The following is a 23018-nucleotide window of genomic DNA, read 5'->3' on the forward strand; positions in this document are numbered from 1 at the left end:
TATGAATCTGTTCAAGCAGACTGGGTTACGCTGGCTATGGCTAGCGGCCCTAATTTTTATTGTTGATATAGCAATAAAATTAGTGGTCATGAACAGCATGGGGTATGGCTGGGCAAACCGTATTGAGGTTTTGCCTTTCTTTAACTTGCTCTATGTACATAACTACGGTGCAGCGTTTAGCTTCCTTGGTGATCAAAGCGGTTGGCAACGATGGCTCTTTACTGGTATTGCAATTGCAGTATGCGGTATGTTGACTCTTTGGATGCGCAAACTGCCGAAAACTGAAAAGTGGAACAACATTGCTTATGCCCTCATTATTGGTGGCGCACTAGGTAATGTATTCGACCGTGTTATTCATGGCTTTGTCGTGGACTATCTTGATTTCTTTGTTGGCAACTACCATTGGCCAGCATTTAACCTAGCGGACAGTGCAATTTGTATTGGTGCTGCAATGGTTATTTTAGATAGCTTTATTAATAATAAATCCAATTCTGTTGAATCTACACAGAAGTAATTGTGGTAAAACCAGTGTTCGATAAGTGAACACTTAGCGGTGGTTGGTGTAATTTTTGCTTGTCACCGCTACAAGGTTTCGCTACTATTGCGTCCGCCCTATAAAGGGCGCGCTAGCTTTGTTGTAATCTAATGAAAATCACGATTATGACGCGCTGGCTCAACAATTTGGAACATAGGTGGAAAGATGTTTGAAACAACTCTACTTGTGATTTACCTGTTGGCTGCGCTTGGTGTGATTGGCCTAGTTCTGATTCAACAAGGTAAAGGCGCAGATATGGGAGCCTCATTCGGTGCAGGTGCATCAAATACAGTATTTGGTGCTGGCGGCTCTGGTAACTTTTTAACCCGAATGACTGCATTTTTTGCATTTATTTTTATCGTTGTTTGTCTGATTCTTGGTCGTATGTCTACACATAAAGCCGATTCACAATGGGTTGCACCTGCAGAAGGTCAAACCATTCAGAAAACTGACGACGTAGTGAAGGAAGTTCCAACCCAAAAGGGTGAAGAAATTCCTGAATAAGTTGTAATGCTTATTTGCCGAGATGGTGAAATTGGTAGACACGCCAGCATGAGGTGCTGGTGCCTTTGGTGTGAGGGTTCGAGTCCCTCTCTCGGCACCATATATTGTTTGAAAATCAATCTATTGAACGTATAATGTTCGATAGTCGGACGCGGGGTGGAGCAGCTTGGTAGCTCGTCGGGCTCATAACCCGAAGGTCGTTGGTTCAAATCCAGCCCCCGCAACCAATTTGCCACTGGTATTGCTTATCGATTTAATTCGATGTTAAACGTCAGTGAGTGAGTCTGAATTTCAAACATCATAACTGAATTTTTTCGGTTATGAGCTAAGCTTTCCTTAGCTTAGTGATATCAGGGTCCAGCAGCATAAAACCCCGACACTATCGGGGTTTTTTGTTATCTGCGGTTTATCACTGCGGATGTGTGCTTGGTAAATGAAATGGGCTTTATGCCCTTTTTTTGTTTCTGGAGTGGTTGAATAATGACTGGTTTAGAAAGACAACTAACTGAGATGCTTGAAGCGCCGGTAGAGGCTTTAGGTTATGAGTTAGTTGGACTTGAGTTTATTCGCGCGGGCGAATATTCGACATTACGCATTTTTATCGACAGTGAGAACGGTATTAATGTTGACGATTGTGCTGAAGTAAGCCACCAAGTGAGTGCAGTAATGGATGTAGAAGATCCAATTTCTGTTGCTTATAACCTTGAAGTGTCTTCACCAGGACTTGAGCGACCGCTTTTCAAAGCCGCACACTATGAGCAGTTTGTGGGCCAAGAGGTCAGTATTGTATTGAAGATGGGTATTGAGAATCGCCGCAAATGGAAAGGCGTTATCAAAGGTGTCGATGGTGAGTTAGTCACTGTTGAGACTGACAACCAAGACAACGAGTTTGCTATTAGCAACATCTCAAAAGCCAATCTGATCCCTAAGTTTTAAGTCTATTTAAAGAGGCTATAAGAATGAATAAAGAAATTTTAGCTGTAGTTGAAGCGGTTTCAAACGAAAAAGCTGTTCCTCGTGAGCGTATTTTTGAAGCGCTAGAAATTGCCCTTGCAACTGCAACAAAGAAAAAGTACGAGATGGAAATCGAAGTACGTGTTGAGATCGATCGCAAGAGCGGTGACTTCGAAACTTTCCGTCGTTGGGAAGTTGTTGCTGAAGTTGAAAATCCAACATTGGAAATGTCAATTGAAGCGGCACAGTTTGACGATGAAACTCTAGATATAGGCGGTTTCGTTGAAGACGAAATCGATTCAGTTAAATTTGACCGTATTACTGTACAAACTGCCAAACAAGTTATCGTACAGAAAGTTCGCGAAGCAGAGCGTGAGCAAATCGTTGAGCAGTTTATTGACAACGAAGGTGAGCTAATCACTGGTGTTGTTAAGAAAGTAAATCGTGAAACAGTGGTTTTAGATCTGGGTAATAACGCTGAAGGTGTTATTCTTCGTGATGACCAGCTTCCTCGTGAGAACTTCCGTCCGGGTGACCGTGTACGTGGTCTTCTTTATTCTGTTCGCCCTGAAGCGCGTGGTTTCCAGCTATTCATTACTCGCTCTAAGCCTGAAATGCTAACTGAACTATTCCGCATCGAAGTGCCAGAAATTGCTGAAGATATCATTGAGCTTAAAGCAGCAGCTCGCGATCCTGGTTCTCGTGCGAAAATCGCAGTAAAAACAAACGATCGCCGCATCGACCCTGTAGGTGCATGTGTAGGTATGCGTGGCGCACGTGTACAAGCTGTTTCTGGCGAGTTAGGTAACGAACGTATTGATATCATCCTGTACGATGATAACCCTGCACAATTTGTTATCAACGCAATGGCTCCTGCTGATGTAGCATCTATCATCGTTGATGAAGATACGCACTCTATGGATATCGCTGTTGAAGCTGATAACCTAGCGCAAGCTATTGGCCGTAGTGGTCAAAACGTACGTTTAGCATCACAACTGACAGGTTGGGAGCTGAACGTAATGACTGTAGAAGATCTACAGAAAAAGCACGAAGCAGAATCAACTGAAGCAATTGAAAGCTTCAAAAAGCATCTAGATCTAGAGCAAGATTTTGCAGAAATGCTAGTAGAAGAAGGCTTCTCTACTCTTGAAGAAGTGGCATACGTGCCAATGAACGAGTTGTTAGAAATTGATGGCCTTGATGAAGACCTAGTTGAAGAATTACGTAGTCGAGCTAAAAATGCACTTACTACTCTTGCCCTAGCGCAAGAAGAGACATTTGAAGGCTTACAGCCAGCTGATGATTTATTAGCATTAGAAGGCTTAGAGCGCGAAATGGCGTTCAAACTAGCGGCTAAAGGTGTTGTGACGCTAGAAGATCTTGCTGACCAAGGCACAGATGATATTGAAGGAATCGACGATTTAACAGAAGAACGTGCTGGTGAACTTATCATGGCTGCACGTAACATTTGTTGGTTCGGTGACGAAGAATAATCCGGCACGGAGGTAGCGGCATGACAAAACTTACAGTTAAAGCCCTGAGTGAAGAAATTGGTACGCCGGTTGAGCGCTTAATTGAACAATTAACAGATGCGGGTTTTAAAAAGAACCCTAACGACAATGTATCTGACGAAGAAAAGCAGACATTGTTGTCACACCTGAAAAAAGAACATGGTGATACGTCTGGCGAGTCTGAACCAACCCGCCTAACTTTACAACGTAAGAAACGTAGCACACTAAGTGTTGCAGCAGGCGGCGGTAAGAGCAAGGATGTAACCGTAGAAGTACGTAAAAAGCGTACCTACGTGAAACGTAGCTCTGTTGAAGAGCAAGCTCGTCTTGAAGCTGAGGAAAAGGCACGCCTAGAAGCAGAAGCTGCAGCGAAACAGGAAGCGGAAGAAAAAGCGAAACGTGATGCTGAAGAAAAAGCACAACGTGAAGCGGAAGCAAAAGCAAAACGCGAAGCTGAAGAAGCTGCCAAGCGTGAAGCTGCTGCTAAAGCAAAAGCTGAATCAAAAGAAGCTCCACAACCAGACTCTGAAGAGCGTAAAGTGAAAGATCAAGCAGCGAAAGATGCGGCTGACTTAAAACGTCGCCAAGAAGAAGAAGCCAAACGTAAAGCAGAACAAGAAGCGGAAAAACTTCTTGAAGAAGCTCGTAAGCTTGCAGAAGAAAATGCAGAACGTTGGGCAAAAGAAGAACAAAGCAAGAAAACTGAAACCACAGATTATCACGTAACAACTTCAACTTACGCTCGTGAAGCTGAAGATGCTGCTGACCGTCGTGCAGATGGTGGCGGTGCTCGTAAGAAGAAAAAGAAAAAGCCAGCTGATGCTAACGCTAATGCAAACGCTCGCGGTGGTCGTAACCAACGAGGTCGTGGTCGTAAAGGCAAGCTAGCTAAACCAACTTCTATGCAGCAAGGCTTTGATAAAACAGCTACTGTCGCTAAAGCAGACGTTGTTATCGGCGAAACGGTTGTTGTTTCTGAACTGGCTAGCAAAATGTCAGTGAAAGCAACAGAAGTTATCAAGGTAATGATGAAGATGGGCGCTATGGCGACTATCAACCAAGTTATCGACCAAGAAACTGCAGCTCTAGTTGCAGAAGAAATGGGTCACAAAGTCGTTCTTCGTAAAGAGAACGAACTTGAAGAAGCAGTACTATCTGATCGTGATAGCTCACTTGAAGCTGTGCCTCGTGCTCCTGTTGTGACTATCATGGGTCACGTCGACCACGGTAAAACATCAACACTGGATTACATTCGTAAAGCGCACGTTGCTGACGCTGAAGCGGGTGGTATTACTCAGCATATCGGTGCTTACCACGTTGAAACTGACAACGGTATGATCACTTTCCTTGATACTCCTGGACACGCCGCGTTTACCGCAATGCGTGCTCGTGGTGCTCAAGCGACAGATATCGTAGTACTAGTCGTAGCAGCAGACGATGGTGTAATGCCACAAACAATCGAAGCTATCCAGCACGCGAAAGCGGCTGAAGTACCATTGATTGTTGCTGTGAACAAGATCGATAAAGAGGGTGCAAACCCAGACAACGTTAAGAATGAGCTAGCTCAATACGATGTTATTCCTGAAGAGTGGGGCGGTGAGAACATGTTTGTTCACATCTCTGCAAAACAAGGTACTAACATTGACGCTCTACTAGAAACTATCCTTCTACAATCTGAAGTTCTTGAACTTACAGCAGTAGCAGAAGGCATGGCATCTGGTGTAGTTGTAGAATCTCGCCTAGATAAAGGTCGTGGTCCTGTTGCAACTGTTCTGGTTCGTTCTGGTACTCTTCACAAAGGTGATATCCTTCTTTGTGGTCAAGAATACGGTCGTGTTCGTGCAATGCGCGATGAAAACGGTAAAGAAATCACAGAAGCGGGTCCTTCTATCCCTGTAGAAATCATCGGTCTATCTGGTGTTCCTGCGTCAGGTGATGAAGCAACAGTAGTACGTGATGAGCGTAAAGCGCGTGAAGTTGCGAACTACCGTCAAGGTAAATTCCGTGAAGTTAAACTGGCTCGTCAGCAGAAATCTAAACTAGAGAACATGTTCTCTAACATGACTGCTGGTGAAGTTGCTGAGCTTAACGTTGTGCTTAAAGCTGACGTACAGGGTTCTGTTGAAGCTATCGCTGATTCACTACGTAAACTGTCTACTGACGAAGTTAAAGTTAACATCGTAGGTTCAGGCGTAGGTGGTATCACTGAAACTGACGCAGTACTTGCAGCAGCATCTAACGCTATCATTCTTGGCTTTAACGTTCGTGCTGATGCCTCTGCACGTCGCGCTATCGAGAATGAAAACCTAGACCTTCGTTACTACTCAATCATTTACCAATTGATTGACGAAGTGAAACAAGCGATGGGCGGTATGCTTGCTCCTGAATTCAAGCAAGAGATCATTGGTCTTGCTGAAGTTCGTGACGTATTTAAGTCTCCTAAACTTGGCGCTATCGCAGGTTGTATGGTTACTGAAGGCGTGATTAAGCGTAGCAACCCAATCCGCGTACTTCGTGAAAACGTTGTAATCTACGAAGGTGAGCTAGAATCTCTACGCCGCTTCAAAGATGACGTACAAGAAGTTAAGAATGGCTACGAATGTGGTATCGGCGTTAAGAACTACAATGATGTTCGCGTTGGTGACCAAATCGAAGTATTCGAAATTGTTGAAATCCAGCGTACGCTAGACTAATCAACATGTTGACTAAAATCACCTTCGAATCTAGCTTTGAAGGTGATGGTTGTTGAATACACCATGAGGGGCTTATGCCCCTCATTATTTTTTCTAAAGTGAGAAAAGAAATGTCAAAAGAATTTAGCCGCACACAACGTGTGTCGCAACAACTACAAAAAGAACTGGCTGTTCTACTACAGCGTGAAGTTCGTGATTCTCGTATCGGAATGGTGACCATTTCTGATGTGGAAGTGTCGCGTGATTTAGCCGTTGCAAAAGTATTTGTAACCTTTTTCTGTGTGGGCGATCAAACTCCTGAATCTAGCCTAGAAGCGCTTAAAGAGCACGAAGTTGAAATCCGCATGATGCTAGGTAAGCGCATTCGCCTTCGCCTAACTCCAGAAGTTCGCTTTGTGTATGACAACACGCTTGTTGAAGGTATGCGCATGTCTAACCTTGTCAGTGAAGTTGTGTCTAAAGATGAGCAGAAAAAAGCACAGTCAGGTCGCGAGGACGAAGAGTAATGGCAAGACGTCGTAAAGGTCGTCCAGTCAACGGCGTCGTTCTGCTGGATAAGCCTACGGGCATCTCTTCTAATAGCGCATTACAACGAGTAAAGCGTATCTTTTTTGCTGAAAAAGCAGGTCATACTGGTGCGCTTGATCCTCTAGCAACCGGTATGCTGCCTATTTGTTTAGGTGAAGCGACCAAGTTTTCGCAGTTTTTATTAGATTCTGATAAACGCTATCGCACCATCGCAAAACTGGGTCTGCGTACCAACACCTCTGATTCAGACGGTGAAGTGGTTGAGACTCGCCCTGTTGCGGTGACCAAAGAGCAAATCCTTGACGCTATCGCCTCTTTCCGTGGCACAACCGATCAAGTGCCATCCATGTTCTCTGCCTTAAAATATCAAGGCAAACCTTTATACGAATACGCTCGCGCAGGTGTGGAAGTACCGCGTGAATCTCGTCGCATTACTGTGTTTGAGATTGAGCTTATCCGTTTTGAGGGTGACGAAGTAGAATTAGAAGTACACTGTTCTAAAGGTACTTATATTCGTACAATCGTTGATGATCTTGGCGAAATGCTCGGTTGTGGAGCGCATGTGAGCTATCTTCGTCGTACTGGCGTCGCAAAATACCCGTACGAAAAAATGGTGACATTAGAACAACTGCAAGAGTTGCTCGATAAAGCCAATGCCGAAGAGATCGCACCTAAAGAATTGCTCGATGAGTTGTTACTCCCAATGGATACCGCGGTAGAAGACTTACCGGAAGTGAACTTGCTTCCTGAGTTGACCGATATGGTTCAGCATGGTCAGCCTGTGCAGGTGTTTGGCGCGCCAACCGAAGGTATTGTACGCATGACTTCGGGTGAAGAAAGAACCTTTATCGGCATTGCCGACATCGATGATGATGGCCGCATTGCTCCTAAGCGTTTAGTGGTCTTTAGAGACGAAGAGCTGAATTGATACCAAGGATAAAGTAGACGTTGAGCTTTCATTAACTTGGCTCTTGCTTTACGGATATCTTATCCGTATAATTCGCGCTTCGCGTAGCGGCTGAATCAGAGATTGGCGCTACAACTTTTAAACTTACTCTTATCAGGAGAGAATTATGTCTCTGAATGCAGAAACTAAAGCAGCAATCGTTGCAGAATACGCACAAGCTGAAGGCGATACAGGTTCACCAGAAGTTCAAGTAGCTCTACTTACAGCTTCTATCAACCACCTTCAAGGTCACTTTGCTAACCACAAACACGATCACCACAGCCGTCGTGGTCTTCTACGTATGGTTTCTCGTCGTCGTAAGCTTCTAGATTACCTTAAAGGTAAAAACCTAGCTCGCTACCAAGACCTAATCAAACGTCTAGGCCTACGTCGCTAATTAAGCGACTGCGCTAAGCAGTTTGAATGAAAAGGAGCCTATGGCTCCTTTTTTTGTATTTTAAATGGCTGAAAAAAGCCAAAAATCTATCCCAATCTATGGGATTACATAGCTTTTTCTTCTCTAGATTACAAAATCTAACCCAAGTAGTTTATACTACGCCTCGTTATTTGTTTTTTCACAAATAATACCAATCACACTAAGCAAGTGATCAGATCTAGCGCAGGAAAAGTGCTCGAGAACAAGGCAGAATTTTTTGATAAGTCGTTATTCTACAATCAAAAATTCTAACGCCGTTATCGAGTATTTTAACAAGCTAGAATGACCAGCTATTTAGTACGATTGGTATAACTATCGATCCAAATCATTACAGTCACAGATGTCGGCCACTAGGTCGCGACTATTACAAGTAGATTAAGGTGAAACCTCAGTCTATTTTTACTAGTCGCGATTGGTAATGTTTTGGATTTTCACTAGATAATTCTATGGCGTAACGTCATGGAACAAGGAAACAAGAATGTTCGAAAAACCAGTTGTTAAGACTTTCCAGTACGGTAACCACACCGTTACTTTAGAAACAGGCGTAATCGCACGTCAAGCTACTGCAGCAGTAATGGCAACAATGAACGATACTTCTGTATTCGTATCAGTTGTCGCTAAGAAAGAAGCAGTAGAAGGCCAAGATTTCTTCCCGCTAACAGTAAACTACCAAGAGCGTACTTACGCTGCAGGTAAAATCCCTGGTGGTTTCTTCAAGCGTGAAGGTCGTCCTTCAGAAGGCGAAACACTAACGGCTCGTCTAATCGACCGTCCAATCCGTCCTCTATTCCCAGACGCGTTTAAAAACGAAGTTCAGGTTATCGCGACAGTAATGTCTGTAAACCCTGACGTTCAACCAGACATGGTGACTATGCTTGCAACTTCTGCAGCACTGTCTATCTCTGGTGTTCCTTTTAACGGTCCTATCGGTGCGGCACGTGTTGGTCATATTGATGGTGAGCTAGTGCTTAACCCTTCAATGACTGAACTTGAATCTTCTAAGCTAGATCTTGTTGTATCTGGTACTGAAGGCGCTGTTCTTATGGTTGAATCTCAAGCAGACAACCTAACAGAAGAAGAAATGCTAGCGGCTGTTGTTTACGGTCACGACCAACAACAAGTTGCTATCCAAGCAATCAACGAATTTGCAGCTGAAGTGGCTACTCCGTCTTGGAACTGGGAAGCACCTGCTGAAAACACTGAACTTAAAGCAAAAATTGCTGAGCTAGCGGAAGCTAAATTGACTGAAGCTTACCAAATCACTGAGAAAATGGCGCGCTATGACCGCATCCATGTTATCGCTGATGAAGTAAACGCTGCGCTACTTGCTGAAGACGCTGAACTGAATCCAAAAGAGATTCACACTATTTTCCACGACCTAGAAAAAACAGTAGTACGTGGCCGCATCATTGCTGGCAACCCACGTATCGATGGCCGTGAAAAAGACATGGTTCGTGCGCTAGACGTACGCACTGGCGTTCTTCCACGTACACACGGTTCTGCATTGTTCACTCGTGGTGAAACTCAGGCGATCGTTACTGCAACTCTTGGTACTCAACGTGATGCACAAATCATCGATGAGCTAACAGGCGAGCGTAAAGACAACTTCCTACTGCACTACAACTTCCCTCCATACTGTGTAGGTGAAACTGGTTTTGTTGGTTCACCTAAGCGTCGTGAAATCGGCCACGGTAAACTGGCTAAGCGTGGTATTGCAGCGGTAATGCCTTCTGTTGAAGAATTCCCATACACAGTTCGCGTAGTATCAGAAATCACAGAATCTAACGGTTCTTCTTCTATGGCTTCTGTATGTGGTACTTCTCTTGCTCTTATGGATGCAGGTGTGCCAATCAAAGCGTCTGTTGCGGGTATCGCAATGGGTCTAGTTAAAGAAGGCGACGACTTCGTTGTTCTTTCTGACATCCTAGGCGACGAAGATCACCTTGGCGACATGGACTTTAAAGTAGCCGGTACTAACGACGGTATCACTGCACTGCAGATGGATATCAAAATCGAAGGTATCACTAAAGAGATCATGCAAATTGCTCTTAACCAAGCGCAAGGTGCACGTAAGCACATCCTATCTGTAATGGATAACGCTATCTCTGGTGCTCGTGAAGAGATTTCTCAATTCGCTCCACGTATCCACCAAATGAAGATCAACCCTGAGAAGATCCGTGACGTTATCGGTAAAGGCGGCGCAGTAATTCGTTCACTTTGTGAAGAAACTGGCACAACTATCGAAATCGAAGACGACGGTACAGTGAAAATTGCTGCAACTTCTGGTGAGCAAGCGCAAGATGCAATCGACCGCATCAAAGCACTGACTGCTGAAGTTGAAGTAGGTACTATCTACATGGGTAAAGTTGCTCGTCTAGCTGACTTCGGTGCATTCGTTACTATCCTTCCTGGTAAAGATGGTCTAGTACACATCTCTCAAATCGCTGACAAGCGTGTTGAGAAAGTATCTGACTACCTAACTGAAGGCCAAGAAGTTAAAGTTAAGGTTCTAGAAATCGACCGTCAAGGTCGTGTACGTCTAAGCATGAAGGAAGCGGTTGAAGCTCCTGCAGCAGATGACGCAGCACCAGCAGCTGAATAATATTGATTTTTAAGAAAAAATCGATAAATGCATAAATAAAGAGGAGCTTTTTAGCTCCTCTTTTTCTATGCTAAAGGAATCCCCATCGAATTCGATGGCTCACAGGGAGGTAGTATTTAGTGAAATGGTTTAGTGTGCTAATAGCAGGGCTAGTGCTGGTTATGTCTGGCTGTTCAAGCATGGGCGGTAAAGATAAAGAATGGGCACCGCCACCAATGGCCGTTCCCTTACAGCCATCAATTCAACAAGAAGTGCAAATTGCTCGCGCTTCACAATTACTGCTGCGCAGTGATATTACCGACGAGCAAAGGGCGGAACTGCACTTACAACGCGGTGTGTATTACGACAGCTTAGGCTTACGTGAACTGGCTCGTTATGACTTTAATCAGAGCTTATCCATTAACCCCGCACAAGCTGAAATATTCAATCTGCTTGGTGTGTACTTTACCCAAATAGGGCAGTACGACGCCGCTTACGAAGCATTTGATTCTACATTGGAGTTAGATCCTGGAAACCAATACGCAGAGCGCAACAGAGCGATTGCACTCTACTATGGCGACAGAATTGATTTAGCACTGGATGATATGACCAAGCACTATGAGGACGATCCTAGCGATCCTTTCCGCGCTATGTGGTTGTACATCATTGAGATGAAGTCTAACCAACCGGATGCAGTAGCAAAACTAGAACAACGTTATGCTAAAAGAGACCAACAATGGGGTTGGGCTTTAGTGGCAATGATGCTAAATAAAATCTCTAACGATGAAGCTATTTTAGAAATTGCCTCTGGTGCAAAAGACAACTTGATGTTGGCACAGCGCCTAACGGAAACTTATTTCTATATGGCGAAGCGCTATCAATTAGCGGGCGAATACAACGAAGCCGTTAGTTTGTATAAATTGTCTTTGAGCTTTAACGTGTATGAATACGTTGAACACAGATACGCCTTCTTAGAACTGGGCCGCATCTTTTCAGAGGTACGTGCTGAAAGGCAAGAGCAATTAAAAGAAGAAAGCGAGAAAGAATAGTTTTAGCTTAAAGAATTAAGCTTAAAAACTAGCTTAAAAAACTGAGCTCAATATGAAAATACCGCCCTCAATTAATGAGGGCGGTATTTTTCATTTAAGCATTTTATTCGCTATTGAAGCTTAATATTAGCGCAGTTCAAGCCCTGCAATTTGATGCCAGTAGCCGTTACATTGACGGTCTTGAATTTGCAAAGGTTTAGTTCCTTGCTCATTGGCTCTAAAGGCTTCGACATTATCGAAGGTGTCTATGCCTAGAGGGCTCAAACGCACCACATCGACCAAACCGTGCATTGATGGAATGTCATTGCCTAAATTGTAGCAATAGCCTGACTGAGTCTGGATGCCGTTTAAATTAAACACGGTTTGACCCTCTTGGCTATCCACCTTAAGACCGGTTGGGTATTTTATACAGCAAGTCAGACAATCATCTTTCGCTTTGTTTTCGGCGCGAGCGGTAAAGCAGCGAGCGGAATACGCTAGTGGTAGATAGCCGTGACTGAAGACTTCCACTTCAAACTTATTACGAATACCAAGTTCATCGCATTGCAACAAGGTGTTGTTTAGCCAATCACGAGATAACTCTACCGGCATACACCAACGAATCATGCCTTGTTTTAGGAATAGATTAAGGGTGCGCGCATTGTAAGTGTTAACCGCTGGGCCAACGACAAAAGGTACGCCTTTTTCCTGCGCTAGCTGGATGCCTGATACATCGTTGGCTTCAATGGCAAAGTCGCCATTGTCGATGTACTTTTTCATGATATTGACTTCGCTCGGCGCTTCTAGCAATGCCATGGTTGATAGCACTACCTGCTTACCTGAGTTAGAAAGATCTTTAGCAATATCAAACCAATGCTGTGGTTTGAGTTCGCGGCGTTTTGAACACACCGATTCACCTAAATAAATGATATCCGCGCTAGATTGCTTTGCTTGCTCATAAAAGCTTTCAACGTCTTGTTTTGGCCAAAAATAGAGTAGTGGCCCTAATGAATATTTCATATTAATTCTCCAACTACTGCCATTTACGATGGTAGGCACCAAGGGTGGTTTGTGTTCCTTCAGATACATTGGCTAATGCTCTGTCCCACTCAGGTTGCACTTGATAGTTTTCTGGGTTTCTTTGGTAAGCATCAATTGCCGCGCGCCAAGTGCGAGTAACTTGCTCAACATAAGCGGGGCTACGTTGACGACCTTCAATTTTCACCGAGGCCACTTTTGCAGCAAACAGCTCTGGCAATAGCGATAACGTGTTCAGGCTAGTAGGCTCTTCTAAGGCGTGATACAGCTTATTTTCACCGTCGATTTCAGTATTAAAACGGCCTTTACATAAGGTCGGATAACCTGCGTTTTCGCCCGCTGCATAACGATCAATTAAGATCTCATTAAGGCGAGATTCTAGACCTGAGTCAGTTTCTTGCCAGCGTACGTATTTGGCTGGGGAGCAAGCGCCCACTGTGTTAGGAGATTCACCGGTTAAATAAGAAGAGAGATAACAGCGACCTTCGGACATGATGCAAAGGCTACCAAAGGCAAACACCTCTAGCTCTACATCTGAGGTTAGGTTTCGAGAAAGTTGTTTAACTTGATGAATTGACAATACGCGAGGCAATACCACGCGTTTCACGTTGAAGTTGCTGTGATAGTAATCAACAGCTGCTACATTGGTGGCAGAGGCTTGTACAGAGAGGTGCAGCTCCAATTCCGGATAGTGAGTCGCGGCATATTCCAATACGGCGATATCCGCAACAATTAAAGCATCAATGCCGTTTTGCGCTGCCATATCAACGGCATTAGTCCAACGCTCAAAACCAGCAGGTTGAGCAAAGGTATTTAAAGCAACATGAATTTTTTTGTTGGCGTTATGCACATATTGAACAGCTTTTTCAAACTTTTTTCCGTTGAAATTGAGTCCGGCAAAGTGGCGAGCGTTAGTGTCATCTTTAAAGCCGACATAAACCGCATCAGCACCGCAATCAATAGCAGTTTTCAGTGCAGGTAAGTTACCGGCAGGGCAGAGTAGTTCCATAATTCTGAGTAGTTCACTGAGCAAATAGTAAGGAAGTTTAACGATTGATGGCGTAATGAGAATTGATATGGGGCAGTTTTAATAGCCAGTTGACTATTTTTTGAACGGCATATCTTGGAGTTTGACTAAACTCAGTTCATTTCTGTCATTTATTCAGTATCATGAGCGACATTATACGGATGAGAGACATAACTGTGCTTGAGAAAGTAAGACAACAATTAGTAGTGAATGCCGCGAATATTTTTCGTATTCCTGCCAAGTTAATGCCCGCTAAACTGCAGAGCTTTACCTTACTAGAAGGTTTGAAGCTAGTATTCAAGGAAGCATTAGAAGACGGCGACTTTGAGTTTCTTGAAGGTAAATGGCTTAAAGTTTCTGTCAATGATATGGATCTAAGTTGGTTTATTAGCTGTGAAGAGGGTCAGTTATTGGTCAGCACTGAGCCAAAAGAACATCAAGTGAGCTTTAGTGGTTCATTAAATGATCTTGTTCTCATTGCGGGCAGAAAAGAGGATCCGGACACGCTATTTTTCCAACGTCGTTTAAGCATTGAAGGTGATACTGAACTAGGGTTAGAGGTTAAGAACTTAATGGACAGTGTTGATCTTGATGCACTACCAAAAGCGGTGAAAACAGCCTTAGAGCAATTAGCTACTTTTGTGGCAAAAGGAGTTCAGACTTCTTCTAACGTTACCACTTCGGTAAGAGAGACTGAAAATGCTTATTAGAACAGAAGCACCGGCAGACAATTTAGGGATCTTAGCATTGCTAAAGCATGCATTTCCTACTGATGCGGAAGCCAATTTAGTCAACACATTACGTGAGAACGGCAATATTACTTTAAGTATTGTGGCTAGTGATGACGAAGGCCGTGTGATTGGTTGTGCGCAATTTTCGCCTGTTACTTTGTCAGGTAATGATTATGGCTGGCAAGGGCTTGCCCCAGTCGCTGTGCATGAAGATTATCGCAATCAAGGCATTGCTGAGCGCATGATTAAAGAAGGCTTAGACTCGTTACTAGAGTTTGGTTATAGCGCTTGCGTCGTGTTAGGCGATCCGGCTTATTACTCTCGTTTTGGTTTTGCTCATTCGGAAGGAAAGCGTTTTCGCTGTCAGTGGGATTTACCCGAAGATGTTTTCCAAGTGCTCGATTTAACTGGAGAAAGCTTTGCAGGCTTATCTGGCCTTATCGAATACTGCCAAGAGTTTGATCAGTTCTAAGACCATGCCAAATTTGAACTCAAGAGAAAAACTACTGGCTGAAATGGATATTGAGCAGTGGCAATTGCAGCATGCTGAGCGCCTTGAAGGTTATCAGCAACCTGCCATCTCTTTGCCCGATTCGGTGAAACTGCTGTTTGTCTCACCATTGATTCCAGCAGGCCAAGACGCCGAATTCTTACAAAAGGTGTTAAAGGCAATGCAGTTGCAATTGAGTGATTGTCGCCATCTTTATCCTAATCAAGTGTCCCAACTTAGCCAGCACCAATTACAGTGGGTGTGGTTTAGTGCCTGTGCCCCTATCGCTGTTGAAGGTGTAAAGGAGATCCATTCTCCGGCCTTATCAGAGATTGATGGTCACAACCAAAACCGTCGCCAACTATGGAATCAAATACAAAATAATGCCTAATCTTATTCCGTTAGCTTCAAAGCACTTAGACAGTGTATGGCAGATAGAATCCACAGCGCACACTCATCCGTGGAAGCGCTCAATGATCGATGATCTTGCCAGTCGTGGCGCAATGCATTTTGCTTTTGAAGACGATGAGCAGTTGGTTGGCTACTTTTATGCACAGAATATTGTCGGTGAAGTGACATTGCTCAATATTGCGGTCGCCCCAGAAAAACAAGGGCAGGGCATTGGTACCCAGTTGATAGAGTCTTTTATTGAATTATGCGAAAGCCAAGATGTAGAAAGTATTTGGCTAGAAGTGCGAGATTCTAATAAAACAGCGCAAACACTGTACCTCAATGCGGGCTTTAACGAAGTTGATAGACGCACCAATTACTACCCAACAGCCAGTGGTCGAGAAGATGCCATTATTATGAGCTACCTCTGCTTGTAGTTGAGCTTTTATATTTCTCGAAACGACATAAAACAGGTGAATATATTCACCTGTTTTTTCTTATATTGAACCACAAATTCCTTTTCTAAAATTCATCAATAAATAACGGCTTTAACGTTGCTCTCATCGCTGAAAAATCCGCCACTGTTTTATCGCACATTTCTATTTTTTGTAAGTAAATGCAAACACTTATCATCTACTGCTGAATTTATTTGATCCAGATCAAGCGATCTTTAAGTTGCAATTTAAATGCTTCTTTTGAGTGGCGCTTACGACTAACATTTTGCGCCTGTAAACATATATTTTAAATATTACTTAAGGAAGGTTAAATGTTCTGTATTCAGTGCGAGCAAACAATGCAAACTCCTGTTGCTAGTGGTTGTCAGTATGCAATGGGCATGTGTGGTAAAACATCAGAGATTTCTGACTTGCAAGACGTGTTGATTTATATTCTTCAAGGTGTCAGCGCATACGCAAATGCAGCTCGTAGCTTAGGTGTGGTTGATGTAGAAGCCGATGCTTACGTACCTCAAGCATTCTTTGCAACACTCACAAACGTGAACTTTGATGATGCACGTTTAATCGAATACACAGAACAAGCGCTTTCTTACAAAGCACGCCTAAAAGCGGCTTATGAAGCAGCATGTCTAACGCAAAACGTAGAACCTAAAGTTCTAGAAGGTGCGGCTCAATTTACTATTGAAGCAGAAAAAGTAACGCTACTAAACAAAGCCGCTGACGCCGCGCTAAACCACGACGTAACTGAAGTGGGTGAAGACATTCTTGGTCTACGTCTACTTGCACTATACGGCCTTAAAGGTGTAGCTGCGTACATGGAACACGCACGTATTCTTGGTCAACAAAAAGAAGACGTTTCGGCTGAATTCCACCGCATCATGGCTCGTCTGGGTGAGAACCCAACTGAAATGAACGAGCTACTTGAACTTGCTATGGCATGTGGTCACTTGAACTACAGTGTTATGCAAATGCTAGATCAAGGTGAGACAGAAGCATTTGGTCACCCTGTACCGACTAAAGTCAACATGAAGCCAATCGCAGGTAAAGCGATTCTAGTTTCAGGTCACGACCTAATCGACCTTAAATACATCCTTGAGCAAACTGCGGGTAAAGGCATCAATGTTTATACTCACGGTGAAATGCTTCCTGCACACGCATACCCAGAACTTGGTGGTAAACACCCTCACCTAGTAGGTAACTACGGTAGCGCATGGCAGAACCAACAAAAAGAATTTGCTAACTTCCCTGGCGCAATCGTAATGACATCTAACTGTCTGATTAACCCAGAAACAAATGGTTATGCGGATCGCATGTTCACTCGTAACATCGTAGGCTGGCCTGGTGTTGAGCACCACACTGGTCATGACTTCTCTGCAGTTATCGAGAAAGCACTTGAGTGTGAAGGCTTCAAGTTTGATGAGATCCCTCTTTACACAACCACTGGTTTCGCACGTAACGCTCTAATGGAAGCAGCACCTGCAGTAATCGAGCAAGTGAAAGCAGGCAACATTCGTCACTTCTTCCTTGTTGGCGGTTGTGATGGTGACAAAAAAGAGCGCAACTACTTTACTGAATTCACTAAAGCAGCACCTCAAGACACACTAATCCTGACTTTAGCATGTGGTAAATTTAAGTTTAACGACCTAGATTTCGGCGATGTGAACGGCATTCCTCGTCTATTAGATGTGGGTCAATGTAACGATGCATACTCTGCAATTCAGCTAGCTCTTGCACTGGCTGATACATTTGAGTGTGGTGTAAACGAACTACCTCTATCTCTGATCCTATCTTGGTTTGAGCAAAAAGCGATTGCTGTACTGCTTACTCTGCTTGCTCTAGGCATTAAAGATATCCGCGTAGGTCCTACGGCTCCAGCGTTCTTAACTGAGAACCTTCTGAACCACCTACACGAGCAAACAGGTCTACGTTTGATCACAACTGTTGAACAAGATCTTGCTGACATCCTAGGTTAATTCCTAAATAAACCAATCACACAGAGGAGCCATTGGCTCCTCTTCTTTGACTGCAAATAATGAGTTTTAAAGATGCAACTGACCTGCACTGATATTCGACACGACACTTCTGATGTAACCACCTACTGGTTTGAAACTGACAATGCGTTTGATTTTATCCCCGGACAATTTCTGCCTTTGGAAGTGGATATTGAAGGTACCACACACCAGCGATGCTACTCTCTAGCGTCTTTGCCGGGTGAAAAAAAGTGCAGTTTGACCATTAAGCGTGTGGCGGGTGGACTGGTATCTAACTACCTTGCAGACAGCTTTGCGGTAGGTGATTCACTGAGTTGTAGCAATGCGGCAGGTGACTTCCACCTTAACCTTGTCGATCAGCAACCTTTGCTGATGTTAAGTGCAGGTTCTGGTGTGACTCCAGTTTACTCTATGCTGCAAGCTCGTTTAGCTGCTGATGCAGACGCTGATATCGTGTTCATTCACAGTGCAAGCACTCCAAGTGATCGCATTTACGTGCAAGAACTTGAAGCACTGGCGGAAAAGCACAGCAATTTAAAACTGGTTTGGGCGGTAAGCCGTGAGCATGACCAAACTCTTTATCATGGACGTTTGAGCCAAGCGCTTTTGCAGTCTGTCGTGCCTGATGTGGCTTCTAGAACGGTACTTATGTGCGGTCCTGAAGCATATATGGAATCAGCAAAGACATGGTTTTCAGCGCTAGGTATTGCACCTACTCAGGTTCATAACGAGCAGTTTCAAGCTGCAATTGATTTAGCGACGAATGCTTCGGATGCACAATCGCACACTTTGACAGTGAATGGCTCAGAGGTGTCTATTACCGGTGATGAATCAGTGCTTGATGCGCTAGAAAAAGAAGGGTTACCTATTTTTGCCGCTTGTCGCGCAGGTGTGTGTGGCAGCTGTCGCTGTAAAGGTGATAAAGATAAGTTGGTGAGCGCGACAACTGGCCCGCTTAGCGAAGAAGACATAGAGCAAGGTTACTTCCTTGCCTGTGCCAGCCAAGTTAAAGATGATATGTTTGTCGAAATCGGCTAGTTTTTAGACTGATTTAACGAAGGCTCAACCTAAGGTTGGGCCTTTATTTTATAGATAGATTGTGAAATGGCGCAGAATCAGCGAAAATAGCGCCAATTTTCGCCAGTGCACCAACCTAAAGAATTCGAATATGACCAATAGTCCATTTCAGCAAGAAGTGAGCAAGCGCCGTACGTTTGCGATTATCTCTCACCCGGATGCGGGTAAGACAACCATTACCGAAAAAGTATTGCTTTTCGGCAACGCGATCCAAAAAGCAGGTACGGTAAAAGGTCGTGGCTCGAACCAGCATGCAAAATCTGACTGGATGGAGATGGAAAAAGAACGTGGTATCTCGGTGACTACCTCCGTAATGCAGTTCCCATACAATGAGTGTTTGGTAAACCTACTCGATACTCCGGGACACGAAGATTTCTCGGAAGATACCTACCGTACGCTAACCGCAGTTGACTCTTGTTTGATGGTGATCGATGCCGCGAAAGGTGTCGAAGATCGTACTCGTAAATTGATGGAAGTGACTCGTCTGCGCGATACGCCTATCGTAACCTTTATGAACAAATTGGACCGTGATGTTCGCGACCCAATGGAAGTGCTTGATGAGGTGGAAAGTGAATTGAGCATGGCATGTGCGCCAATCACTTGGCCTATCGGTTGTGGTAAAGAGTTTAAAGGTGTTTACCACATTCATCGTGATGAAACTATCTTGTACGAATCAGGCCACGGCCATGAAATCCAAGAAGTACGCATTATCAAAGGTCTGGATAACCCAGAGCTAGATGCTGCGGTAGGTGAAGACCTAGCGGAAAGCGTTCGTGAAGAGCTTGAGCTTGTGATTGGTGCTTGCCCTGAGTTTGATCAAGAGTTGTTCCTAGCGGGCGAACTGACGCCAGTGTACTTTGGTACCGCATTGGGCAACTTTGGTGTTGACCATATGCTTGATGGTTTGACTAAGTGGGCACCAGGCCCGCAAGATCGCGAAGCCAACGAGCGTAAAGTGGTGGCAACAGAAGAAAAATTCTCGGGTTTTGTGTTTAAAATCCAAGCCAATATGGACCCTAAACACCGTGACCGTATCGCATTTATGCGCATCGTGTCAGGGACGTACACGCAAGGCATGAAAATGAACCATGTGCGTACGGGTAAAAACGTCAGCATTTCTGACGCAGTTACCTTTATGGCTGGCGATCGTGCTCGCGCTGAAAAAGCGTATGCGGGTGACATTATCGGTCTACACAACCACGGCACCATCCAAATTGGTGACACCTTCACCCAAGGTGAAGGGCTGAAATTTGCCGGTATTCCTAACTTTGCGCCAGAATTGTTCCGTCGTATTCGCTTAAAAGATCCATTGAAGCAAAAACAACTGCTTAAAGGTCTAGTACAGCTTTCTGAAGAGGGTGCCGTGCAGGTATTCCGTCCACTGCAAAACAACGATTTAATCGTTGGCGCGGTAGGTGTACTACAGTTTGATGTGGTAGTAGCGCGTCTGAAAGCTGAATACAACGTAGAAGCTATCTATGAAGGCGTTAACGTTGCAACTGCTCGCTGGGTTGAGTGTGACGACGCTAAGAAGCTAGAAGAGTTTAAACGTAAGAACCAAACTAACCTAGCCTTGGATGGTGGTGACAACCTTTCTTATGTTGCGCCAACTATGGTTAACCTAAACCTAGCCAAAGAGCGTTTCCCTGAAGTTGAATTCCGCGCCACTCGCGAGCACTAATTCACTTTACAGCACAATGAATACCCGTAATTAAGAGAAGCCAGTTGCATACAACTGGCTTTTTTGTTGTCTATTCTATGGCATAGAGTAGAGCTATCGTTAGATATAGTATTTCTTATTTTCTAACGATAAGTAGTGAGGAATACAATTAATGTGGTTTGATACGCACTGTCATTTAGATTTTGCAGAATTTACTTCTCATCGTCAGGCATACAACGCACTGTTTTCTGAGCATGAGGTTGCACGTTTTTTTATACCTAGTGTTGGGCCTGATAATTGGCAGGATGTGCTGCAACTTAAAAAACAGCGCAATCACCAAGTAGGGCTTGGTATACACCCTTGTTTTTTACAGCCTCTTATTGATGAGAATATTTTACAGCGAAGTATGGATGAGTTGCATGCGTTAGCTTTGCAAAATCAAAACTCTCTTTCTGCTATCGGCGAGTGTGGATTAGATAAGCGTATTGATGTCCCAATAGCCACCCAACTATCAGCCTTTCATTTTCAGATAGAGTTAGCTGAGCAATTACAACTTCCCTTAGTTATCCATTCTGTTCAGCAACATCATAATATTCATGCATCGTTACAAATGAGGACTCGAGACAATCTTGGGGTAGTGCATGCATTTAGTGGTAACTATCAACAAGCAAAATCATTGCTCGATCTAGGGTTAAAAATTGGTGTTGGAGGGGTGATTACTTGGCCAACAGCACAAAAAACGCGTGAAGCAATAGCAAAGTTACCTTTAGATTGTATTGTGCTAGAAACTGATGCTCCTGATATGAGAATCACAGGCTTTTCTCAACTACCTAATTCCCCTCATTTTTTACCTAAAATATTTAATCAGTTAGTTTTACTAAGAGAAGAAAGTGCTTCTATACTGGCTGATAGGATATGGGAAAATAGTGTTAACTTGTTTAGTAGATAATTTCATTTATCTATGATAAATGAAGGTTTTTACGTATAAATGTGACGGTTATCACTAATAAAATGAATGTTTGCATTGAAAATTACTTCAAACGTGATCATTAACTAGTTTTACAAAGGGATGGACTGTATAATCCATTTCGTTATGAACATTTTCTACAACATTTTTACACTTTTTTTTAAACATTTTAAAATAAGGAAGCCATAAACTATGAGCCTGTTTATGAGCATAGTAGGTATGCTGGTACTGATTCTTATCGCAGTACTATTATCAGATAACCGTAAAGCAATTAACATCCGTACAGTGGCGGGTGCTTTTGCTATTCAGTTTATATTGGGTGCATTTGTACTTTACGTACCTTGGGGTAAAGATCTTCTGAAAAGTATTTCAGATGGTGTTTCGAGTGTAATTAGCTACGGTGCCGACGGTACTGGCTTTTTATTCGGTAGCCTAGTTAACTTTTCAGTAGATGGCATTGGATTTATCTTTGCTTTCCAAGTGCTACCAACATTGATCTTCTTCTCTGCGTTAATCTCTGTACTTTACTACTTGGGTGTAATGCAGTGGGTTATCCGCATTCTTGGTGGTGGCCTACAAAAGGCACTAGGTACTTCTCGCGCAGAATCAATGTCTGCAGCAGCTAACATCTTTGTTGGTCAAACAGAAGCACCTTTAGTGGTTCGTCCTTTTGTACCGCGCATGACTCAATCTGAACTATTCGCAATCATGTGTGGTGGTTTGGCTTCTATCGCTGGTGGTGTACTAGCGGGTTACGCATCAATGGGTGTGCCTATTGAGTACCTAGTTGCGGCATCATTCATGGCAGCTCCTGGTGGTCTATTGTTCGCTAAGATCATGAAACCTGAAACAGATGAGCCTATTGAACAACTTCCTGATATACATGGCGAAGGTGAAGATAAGCCTGCTAACGTTATTGATGCAGCAGCAACAGGTGCATCTGCGGGTCTAAGCCTAGCACTAAACGTTGGTGCGATGCTTATCGCTTTCATCGGTCTTATTGCACTTATCAACGGTCTTCTAGCTGGCGTTGGTGGCTGGTTTGGTTTTGAACACCTAACTCTAGAAATGATCTTAGGTTGGTTGTTTGCACCACTAGCATTCCTAATCGGTGTGCCATGGAACGAAGCACAAGTTGCTGGTGAGTTCATTGGTATGAAGACGGTAGCGAACGAATTTGTCGCTTACGCTAACTTTGCACCTTACCTAGGCGATGCTGCTCCGGTTATTCTAAGTGAGAAGACGAAAGCAATTATCTCATTCGCATTGTGTGGATTTGCTAACCTTTCTTCTATCGCAATCCTATTAGGCGGCTTAGGTGGTATTGCTCCTAAACGTCGTGGTGATATTGCTCGCATGGGTATTAAAGCGGTTATTGCTGGTACGCTTTCAAACCTAATGGCGGCGACAATCGCTGGCTTCTTCCTTTCTTTCTAAGCAATTAGAAACAAAGTAATTAAACGCTCTAGTGATATT

21 protein-coding genes and 2 tRNA genes are annotated in these 23018 nt (G+C 43.8%); 21 read left to right on the forward strand and 2 right to left on the reverse strand.

Annotation, left to right across the window (positions count from 1 at the left end):
- Position 1 precedes the first annotated feature (1 nt).
- The 12 genes from lspA (at position 2) to nlpI (ending at position 11737) form a co-directional block, all read left to right on the forward strand.
- Complete coding sequence (gene lspA, locus QV280_RS02540) at positions 2 to 514, forward strand: signal peptidase II (RefSeq protein WP_390625234.1); 513 nt, start codon at positions 2 to 4, stop codon at positions 512 to 514.
- Positions 515 to 700: 186 nt separating this feature from the next.
- Positions 701 to 1039, forward strand: coding sequence for a preprotein translocase subunit SecG (secG, locus tag QV280_RS02545; RefSeq protein WP_023404746.1), 339 nt, complete (start codon positions 701 to 703; stop codon positions 1037 to 1039).
- 16 nt (positions 1040 to 1055) lie between these two features.
- Positions 1056 to 1139 (forward strand) — tRNA-Leu (locus tag QV280_RS02550).
- Between the two features lie 50 nt (positions 1140 to 1189).
- Positions 1190 to 1266, forward strand: a tRNA-Met gene (locus QV280_RS02555).
- A 253-nt stretch (positions 1267 to 1519) separates the two neighbouring features.
- Complete coding sequence (rimP, locus tag QV280_RS02560) at positions 1520 to 1975, forward strand: ribosome maturation factor RimP (RefSeq protein ID WP_021714878.1); 456 nt, start codon at positions 1520 to 1522, stop codon at positions 1973 to 1975.
- A gap of 23 nt (positions 1976 to 1998) precedes the next feature.
- Positions 1999 to 3486, forward strand: a complete 1488-nt coding sequence (nusA, locus tag QV280_RS02565; protein ID WP_023404745.1) for a transcription termination factor NusA — start codon at positions 1999 to 2001, stop codon at positions 3484 to 3486.
- Positions 3487 to 3506: 20 nt separating this feature from the next.
- Positions 3507 to 6197: a translation initiation factor IF-2 gene (gene infB, locus QV280_RS02570; RefSeq protein ID WP_152822525.1), complete on the forward strand. Its 2691-nt coding sequence runs from the start codon at positions 3507 to 3509 to the stop codon at positions 6195 to 6197.
- A 110-nt stretch (positions 6198 to 6307) separates the two neighbouring features.
- Positions 6308 to 6703, forward strand: coding sequence for a 30S ribosome-binding factor RbfA (gene rbfA / locus QV280_RS02575; protein ID WP_039970871.1), 396 nt, complete (start codon positions 6308 to 6310; stop codon positions 6701 to 6703).
- Positions 6703 to 7653 (forward strand): tRNA pseudouridine(55) synthase TruB, encoded by a 951-nt coding sequence (truB, locus tag QV280_RS02580; RefSeq protein WP_023404743.1) that lies wholly within the window; start codon positions 6703 to 6705, stop codon positions 7651 to 7653. The genes rbfA and truB overlap by 1 nt, the downstream gene beginning before the upstream one ends.
- 145 nt (positions 7654 to 7798) lie before the next feature.
- Complete coding sequence (gene rpsO, locus QV280_RS02585; protein WP_021714883.1) at positions 7799 to 8068, forward strand: 30S ribosomal protein S15; 270 nt, start codon at positions 7799 to 7801, stop codon at positions 8066 to 8068.
- Between the two features lie 517 nt (positions 8069 to 8585).
- The gene (gene pnp, locus QV280_RS02590) at positions 8586 to 10709 is read left to right on the forward strand and encodes a polyribonucleotide nucleotidyltransferase (RefSeq protein ID WP_023404703.1); all 2124 of its coding nucleotides are present in this window, start codon (positions 8586 to 8588) and stop codon (positions 10707 to 10709) included.
- A 119-nt stretch (positions 10710 to 10828) separates the two neighbouring features.
- On the forward strand, positions 10829 to 11737 hold the full coding sequence (nlpI, locus tag QV280_RS02595) for a lipoprotein NlpI (RefSeq protein ID WP_023404704.1): 909 nt from the start codon (positions 10829 to 10831) through the stop codon (positions 11735 to 11737).
- Positions 11738 to 11863: 126 nt separating this feature from the next.
- On the opposite strand, the gene QV280_RS02600 is transcribed toward nlpI, so the two are convergent.
- Positions 11864 to 12736 carry a U32 family peptidase gene (locus QV280_RS02600; protein WP_152822528.1) on the reverse strand — a complete coding sequence of 291 codons (873 nt, stop codon included), beginning with the start codon at positions 12734 to 12736 and terminating at the stop codon, positions 11864 to 11866.
- Between the two features lie 13 nt (positions 12737 to 12749).
- Positions 12750 to 13763 (reverse strand): ubiquinone anaerobic biosynthesis protein UbiU, encoded by a 1014-nt coding sequence (gene ubiU, locus QV280_RS02605; RefSeq protein ID WP_023404706.1) that lies wholly within the window; start codon positions 13761 to 13763, stop codon positions 12750 to 12752.
- A gap of 194 nt (positions 13764 to 13957) precedes the next feature.
- Here ubiU and ubiT point away from each other — a divergent pair, with 194 nt between their 5' ends.
- The 9 genes from ubiT to QV280_RS02650 all read left to right on the forward strand — a co-directional run bounded on the left by ubiT (position 13958) and on the right by QV280_RS02650 (position 22979).
- Positions 13958 to 14491, forward strand: coding sequence for a ubiquinone anaerobic biosynthesis accessory factor UbiT (ubiT, locus tag QV280_RS02610; protein WP_023404707.1), 534 nt, complete (start codon positions 13958 to 13960; stop codon positions 14489 to 14491).
- Entirely contained in the window at positions 14481 to 14984 is a 504-nt protein-coding gene (locus tag QV280_RS02615) for a GNAT family N-acetyltransferase (protein ID WP_023404708.1), read from the forward strand. Before ubiT ends, QV280_RS02615 begins: the two co-directional genes overlap by 11 nt.
- Positions 14985 to 14988: 4 nt before the next feature.
- Positions 14989 to 15393, forward strand: a complete 405-nt coding sequence (locus tag QV280_RS02620) for a DNA polymerase III subunit psi (RefSeq protein ID WP_023404709.1) — start codon at positions 14989 to 14991, stop codon at positions 15391 to 15393.
- Positions 15386 to 15829, forward strand: a complete 444-nt coding sequence (gene rimI, locus QV280_RS02625) for a ribosomal protein S18-alanine N-acetyltransferase (RefSeq protein WP_023404710.1) — start codon at positions 15386 to 15388, stop codon at positions 15827 to 15829. Before QV280_RS02620 ends, rimI begins: the two co-directional genes overlap by 8 nt.
- A 329-nt stretch (positions 15830 to 16158) precedes the next feature.
- The gene (hcp, locus tag QV280_RS02630; RefSeq protein ID WP_023404711.1) at positions 16159 to 17820 is read left to right on the forward strand and encodes a hydroxylamine reductase; all 1662 of its coding nucleotides are present in this window, start codon (positions 16159 to 16161) and stop codon (positions 17818 to 17820) included.
- 72 nt (positions 17821 to 17892) lie between these two features.
- Positions 17893 to 18876 carry a hybrid-cluster NAD(P)-dependent oxidoreductase gene (locus QV280_RS02635; protein WP_152822533.1) on the forward strand — a complete coding sequence of 328 codons (984 nt, stop codon included), beginning with the start codon at positions 17893 to 17895 and terminating at the stop codon, positions 18874 to 18876.
- 130 nt (positions 18877 to 19006) lie between these two features.
- A complete protein-coding gene (prfC, locus tag QV280_RS02640; protein WP_021714895.1) occupies positions 19007 to 20596 on the forward strand; it encodes a peptide chain release factor 3 in 1590 nt (529 codons plus the stop codon).
- A gap of 151 nt (positions 20597 to 20747) precedes the next feature.
- Positions 20748 to 21524: a TatD family hydrolase gene (locus QV280_RS02645; RefSeq protein ID WP_152822536.1), complete on the forward strand. Its 777-nt coding sequence runs from the start codon at positions 20748 to 20750 to the stop codon at positions 21522 to 21524.
- A gap of 210 nt (positions 21525 to 21734) precedes the next feature.
- The gene (locus QV280_RS02650) at positions 21735 to 22979 is read left to right on the forward strand and encodes a NupC/NupG family nucleoside CNT transporter (RefSeq protein WP_152822539.1); all 1245 of its coding nucleotides are present in this window, start codon (positions 21735 to 21737) and stop codon (positions 22977 to 22979) included.
- The last annotated feature ends 39 nt before the right edge of the window (positions 22980 to 23018 follow it).

This window comes from Vibrio sp. B1Z05, from assembly GCF_052955985.1.

Bases quoted from the DNA above. Each gene is read 5' to 3' on its own strand.
- rimP (WP_021714878.1), top strand. From the start codon at position 1,520: ATGACTGGTTTAGAAAGACAACTAACTGAGATGCTTGAAGCGCCGGTA.
- secG (WP_023404746.1), top strand. From the start codon at position 701: ATGTTTGAAACAACTCTACTTGTGATTTACCTGTTGGCTGCGCTTGGT.
- QV280_RS02615 (WP_023404708.1), top strand. From the start codon at position 14,481: ATGCTTATTAGAACAGAAGCACCGGCAGACAATTTAGGGATCTTAGCA.
- rimI (WP_023404710.1), top strand. From the start codon at position 15,386: ATGCCTAATCTTATTCCGTTAGCTTCAAAGCACTTAGACAGTGTATGG.
- ubiU (WP_023404706.1), bottom strand. From the start codon at position 13,763: ATGGAACTACTCTGCCCTGCCGGTAACTTACCTGCACTGAAAACTGCT.
- pnp (WP_023404703.1), top strand. From the start codon at position 8,586: ATGTTCGAAAAACCAGTTGTTAAGACTTTCCAGTACGGTAACCACACC.
- prfC (WP_021714895.1), top strand. From the start codon at position 19,007: ATGACCAATAGTCCATTTCAGCAAGAAGTGAGCAAGCGCCGTACGTTT.
- QV280_RS02645 (WP_152822536.1), top strand. From the start codon at position 20,748: ATGTGGTTTGATACGCACTGTCATTTAGATTTTGCAGAATTTACTTCT.
- lspA (WP_390625234.1), top strand. From the start codon at position 2: ATGAATCTGTTCAAGCAGACTGGGTTACGCTGGCTATGGCTAGCGGCC.
- nusA (WP_023404745.1), top strand. From the start codon at position 1,999: ATGAATAAAGAAATTTTAGCTGTAGTTGAAGCGGTTTCAAACGAAAAA.
- QV280_RS02635 (WP_152822533.1), top strand. From the start codon at position 17,893: ATGCAACTGACCTGCACTGATATTCGACACGACACTTCTGATGTAACC.
- truB (WP_023404743.1), top strand. From the start codon at position 6,703: ATGGCAAGACGTCGTAAAGGTCGTCCAGTCAACGGCGTCGTTCTGCTG.
- hcp (WP_023404711.1), top strand. From the start codon at position 16,159: ATGTTCTGTATTCAGTGCGAGCAAACAATGCAAACTCCTGTTGCTAGT.
- QV280_RS02600 (WP_152822528.1), bottom strand. From the start codon at position 12,736: ATGAAATATTCATTAGGGCCACTACTCTATTTTTGGCCAAAACAAGAC.
- rbfA (WP_039970871.1), top strand. From the start codon at position 6,308: ATGTCAAAAGAATTTAGCCGCACACAACGTGTGTCGCAACAACTACAA.
- infB (WP_152822525.1), top strand. From the start codon at position 3,507: ATGACAAAACTTACAGTTAAAGCCCTGAGTGAAGAAATTGGTACGCCG.
- QV280_RS02620 (WP_023404709.1), top strand. From the start codon at position 14,989: ATGCCAAATTTGAACTCAAGAGAAAAACTACTGGCTGAAATGGATATT.
- rpsO (WP_021714883.1), top strand. From the start codon at position 7,799: ATGTCTCTGAATGCAGAAACTAAAGCAGCAATCGTTGCAGAATACGCA.
- QV280_RS02650 (WP_152822539.1), top strand. From the start codon at position 21,735: ATGAGCCTGTTTATGAGCATAGTAGGTATGCTGGTACTGATTCTTATC.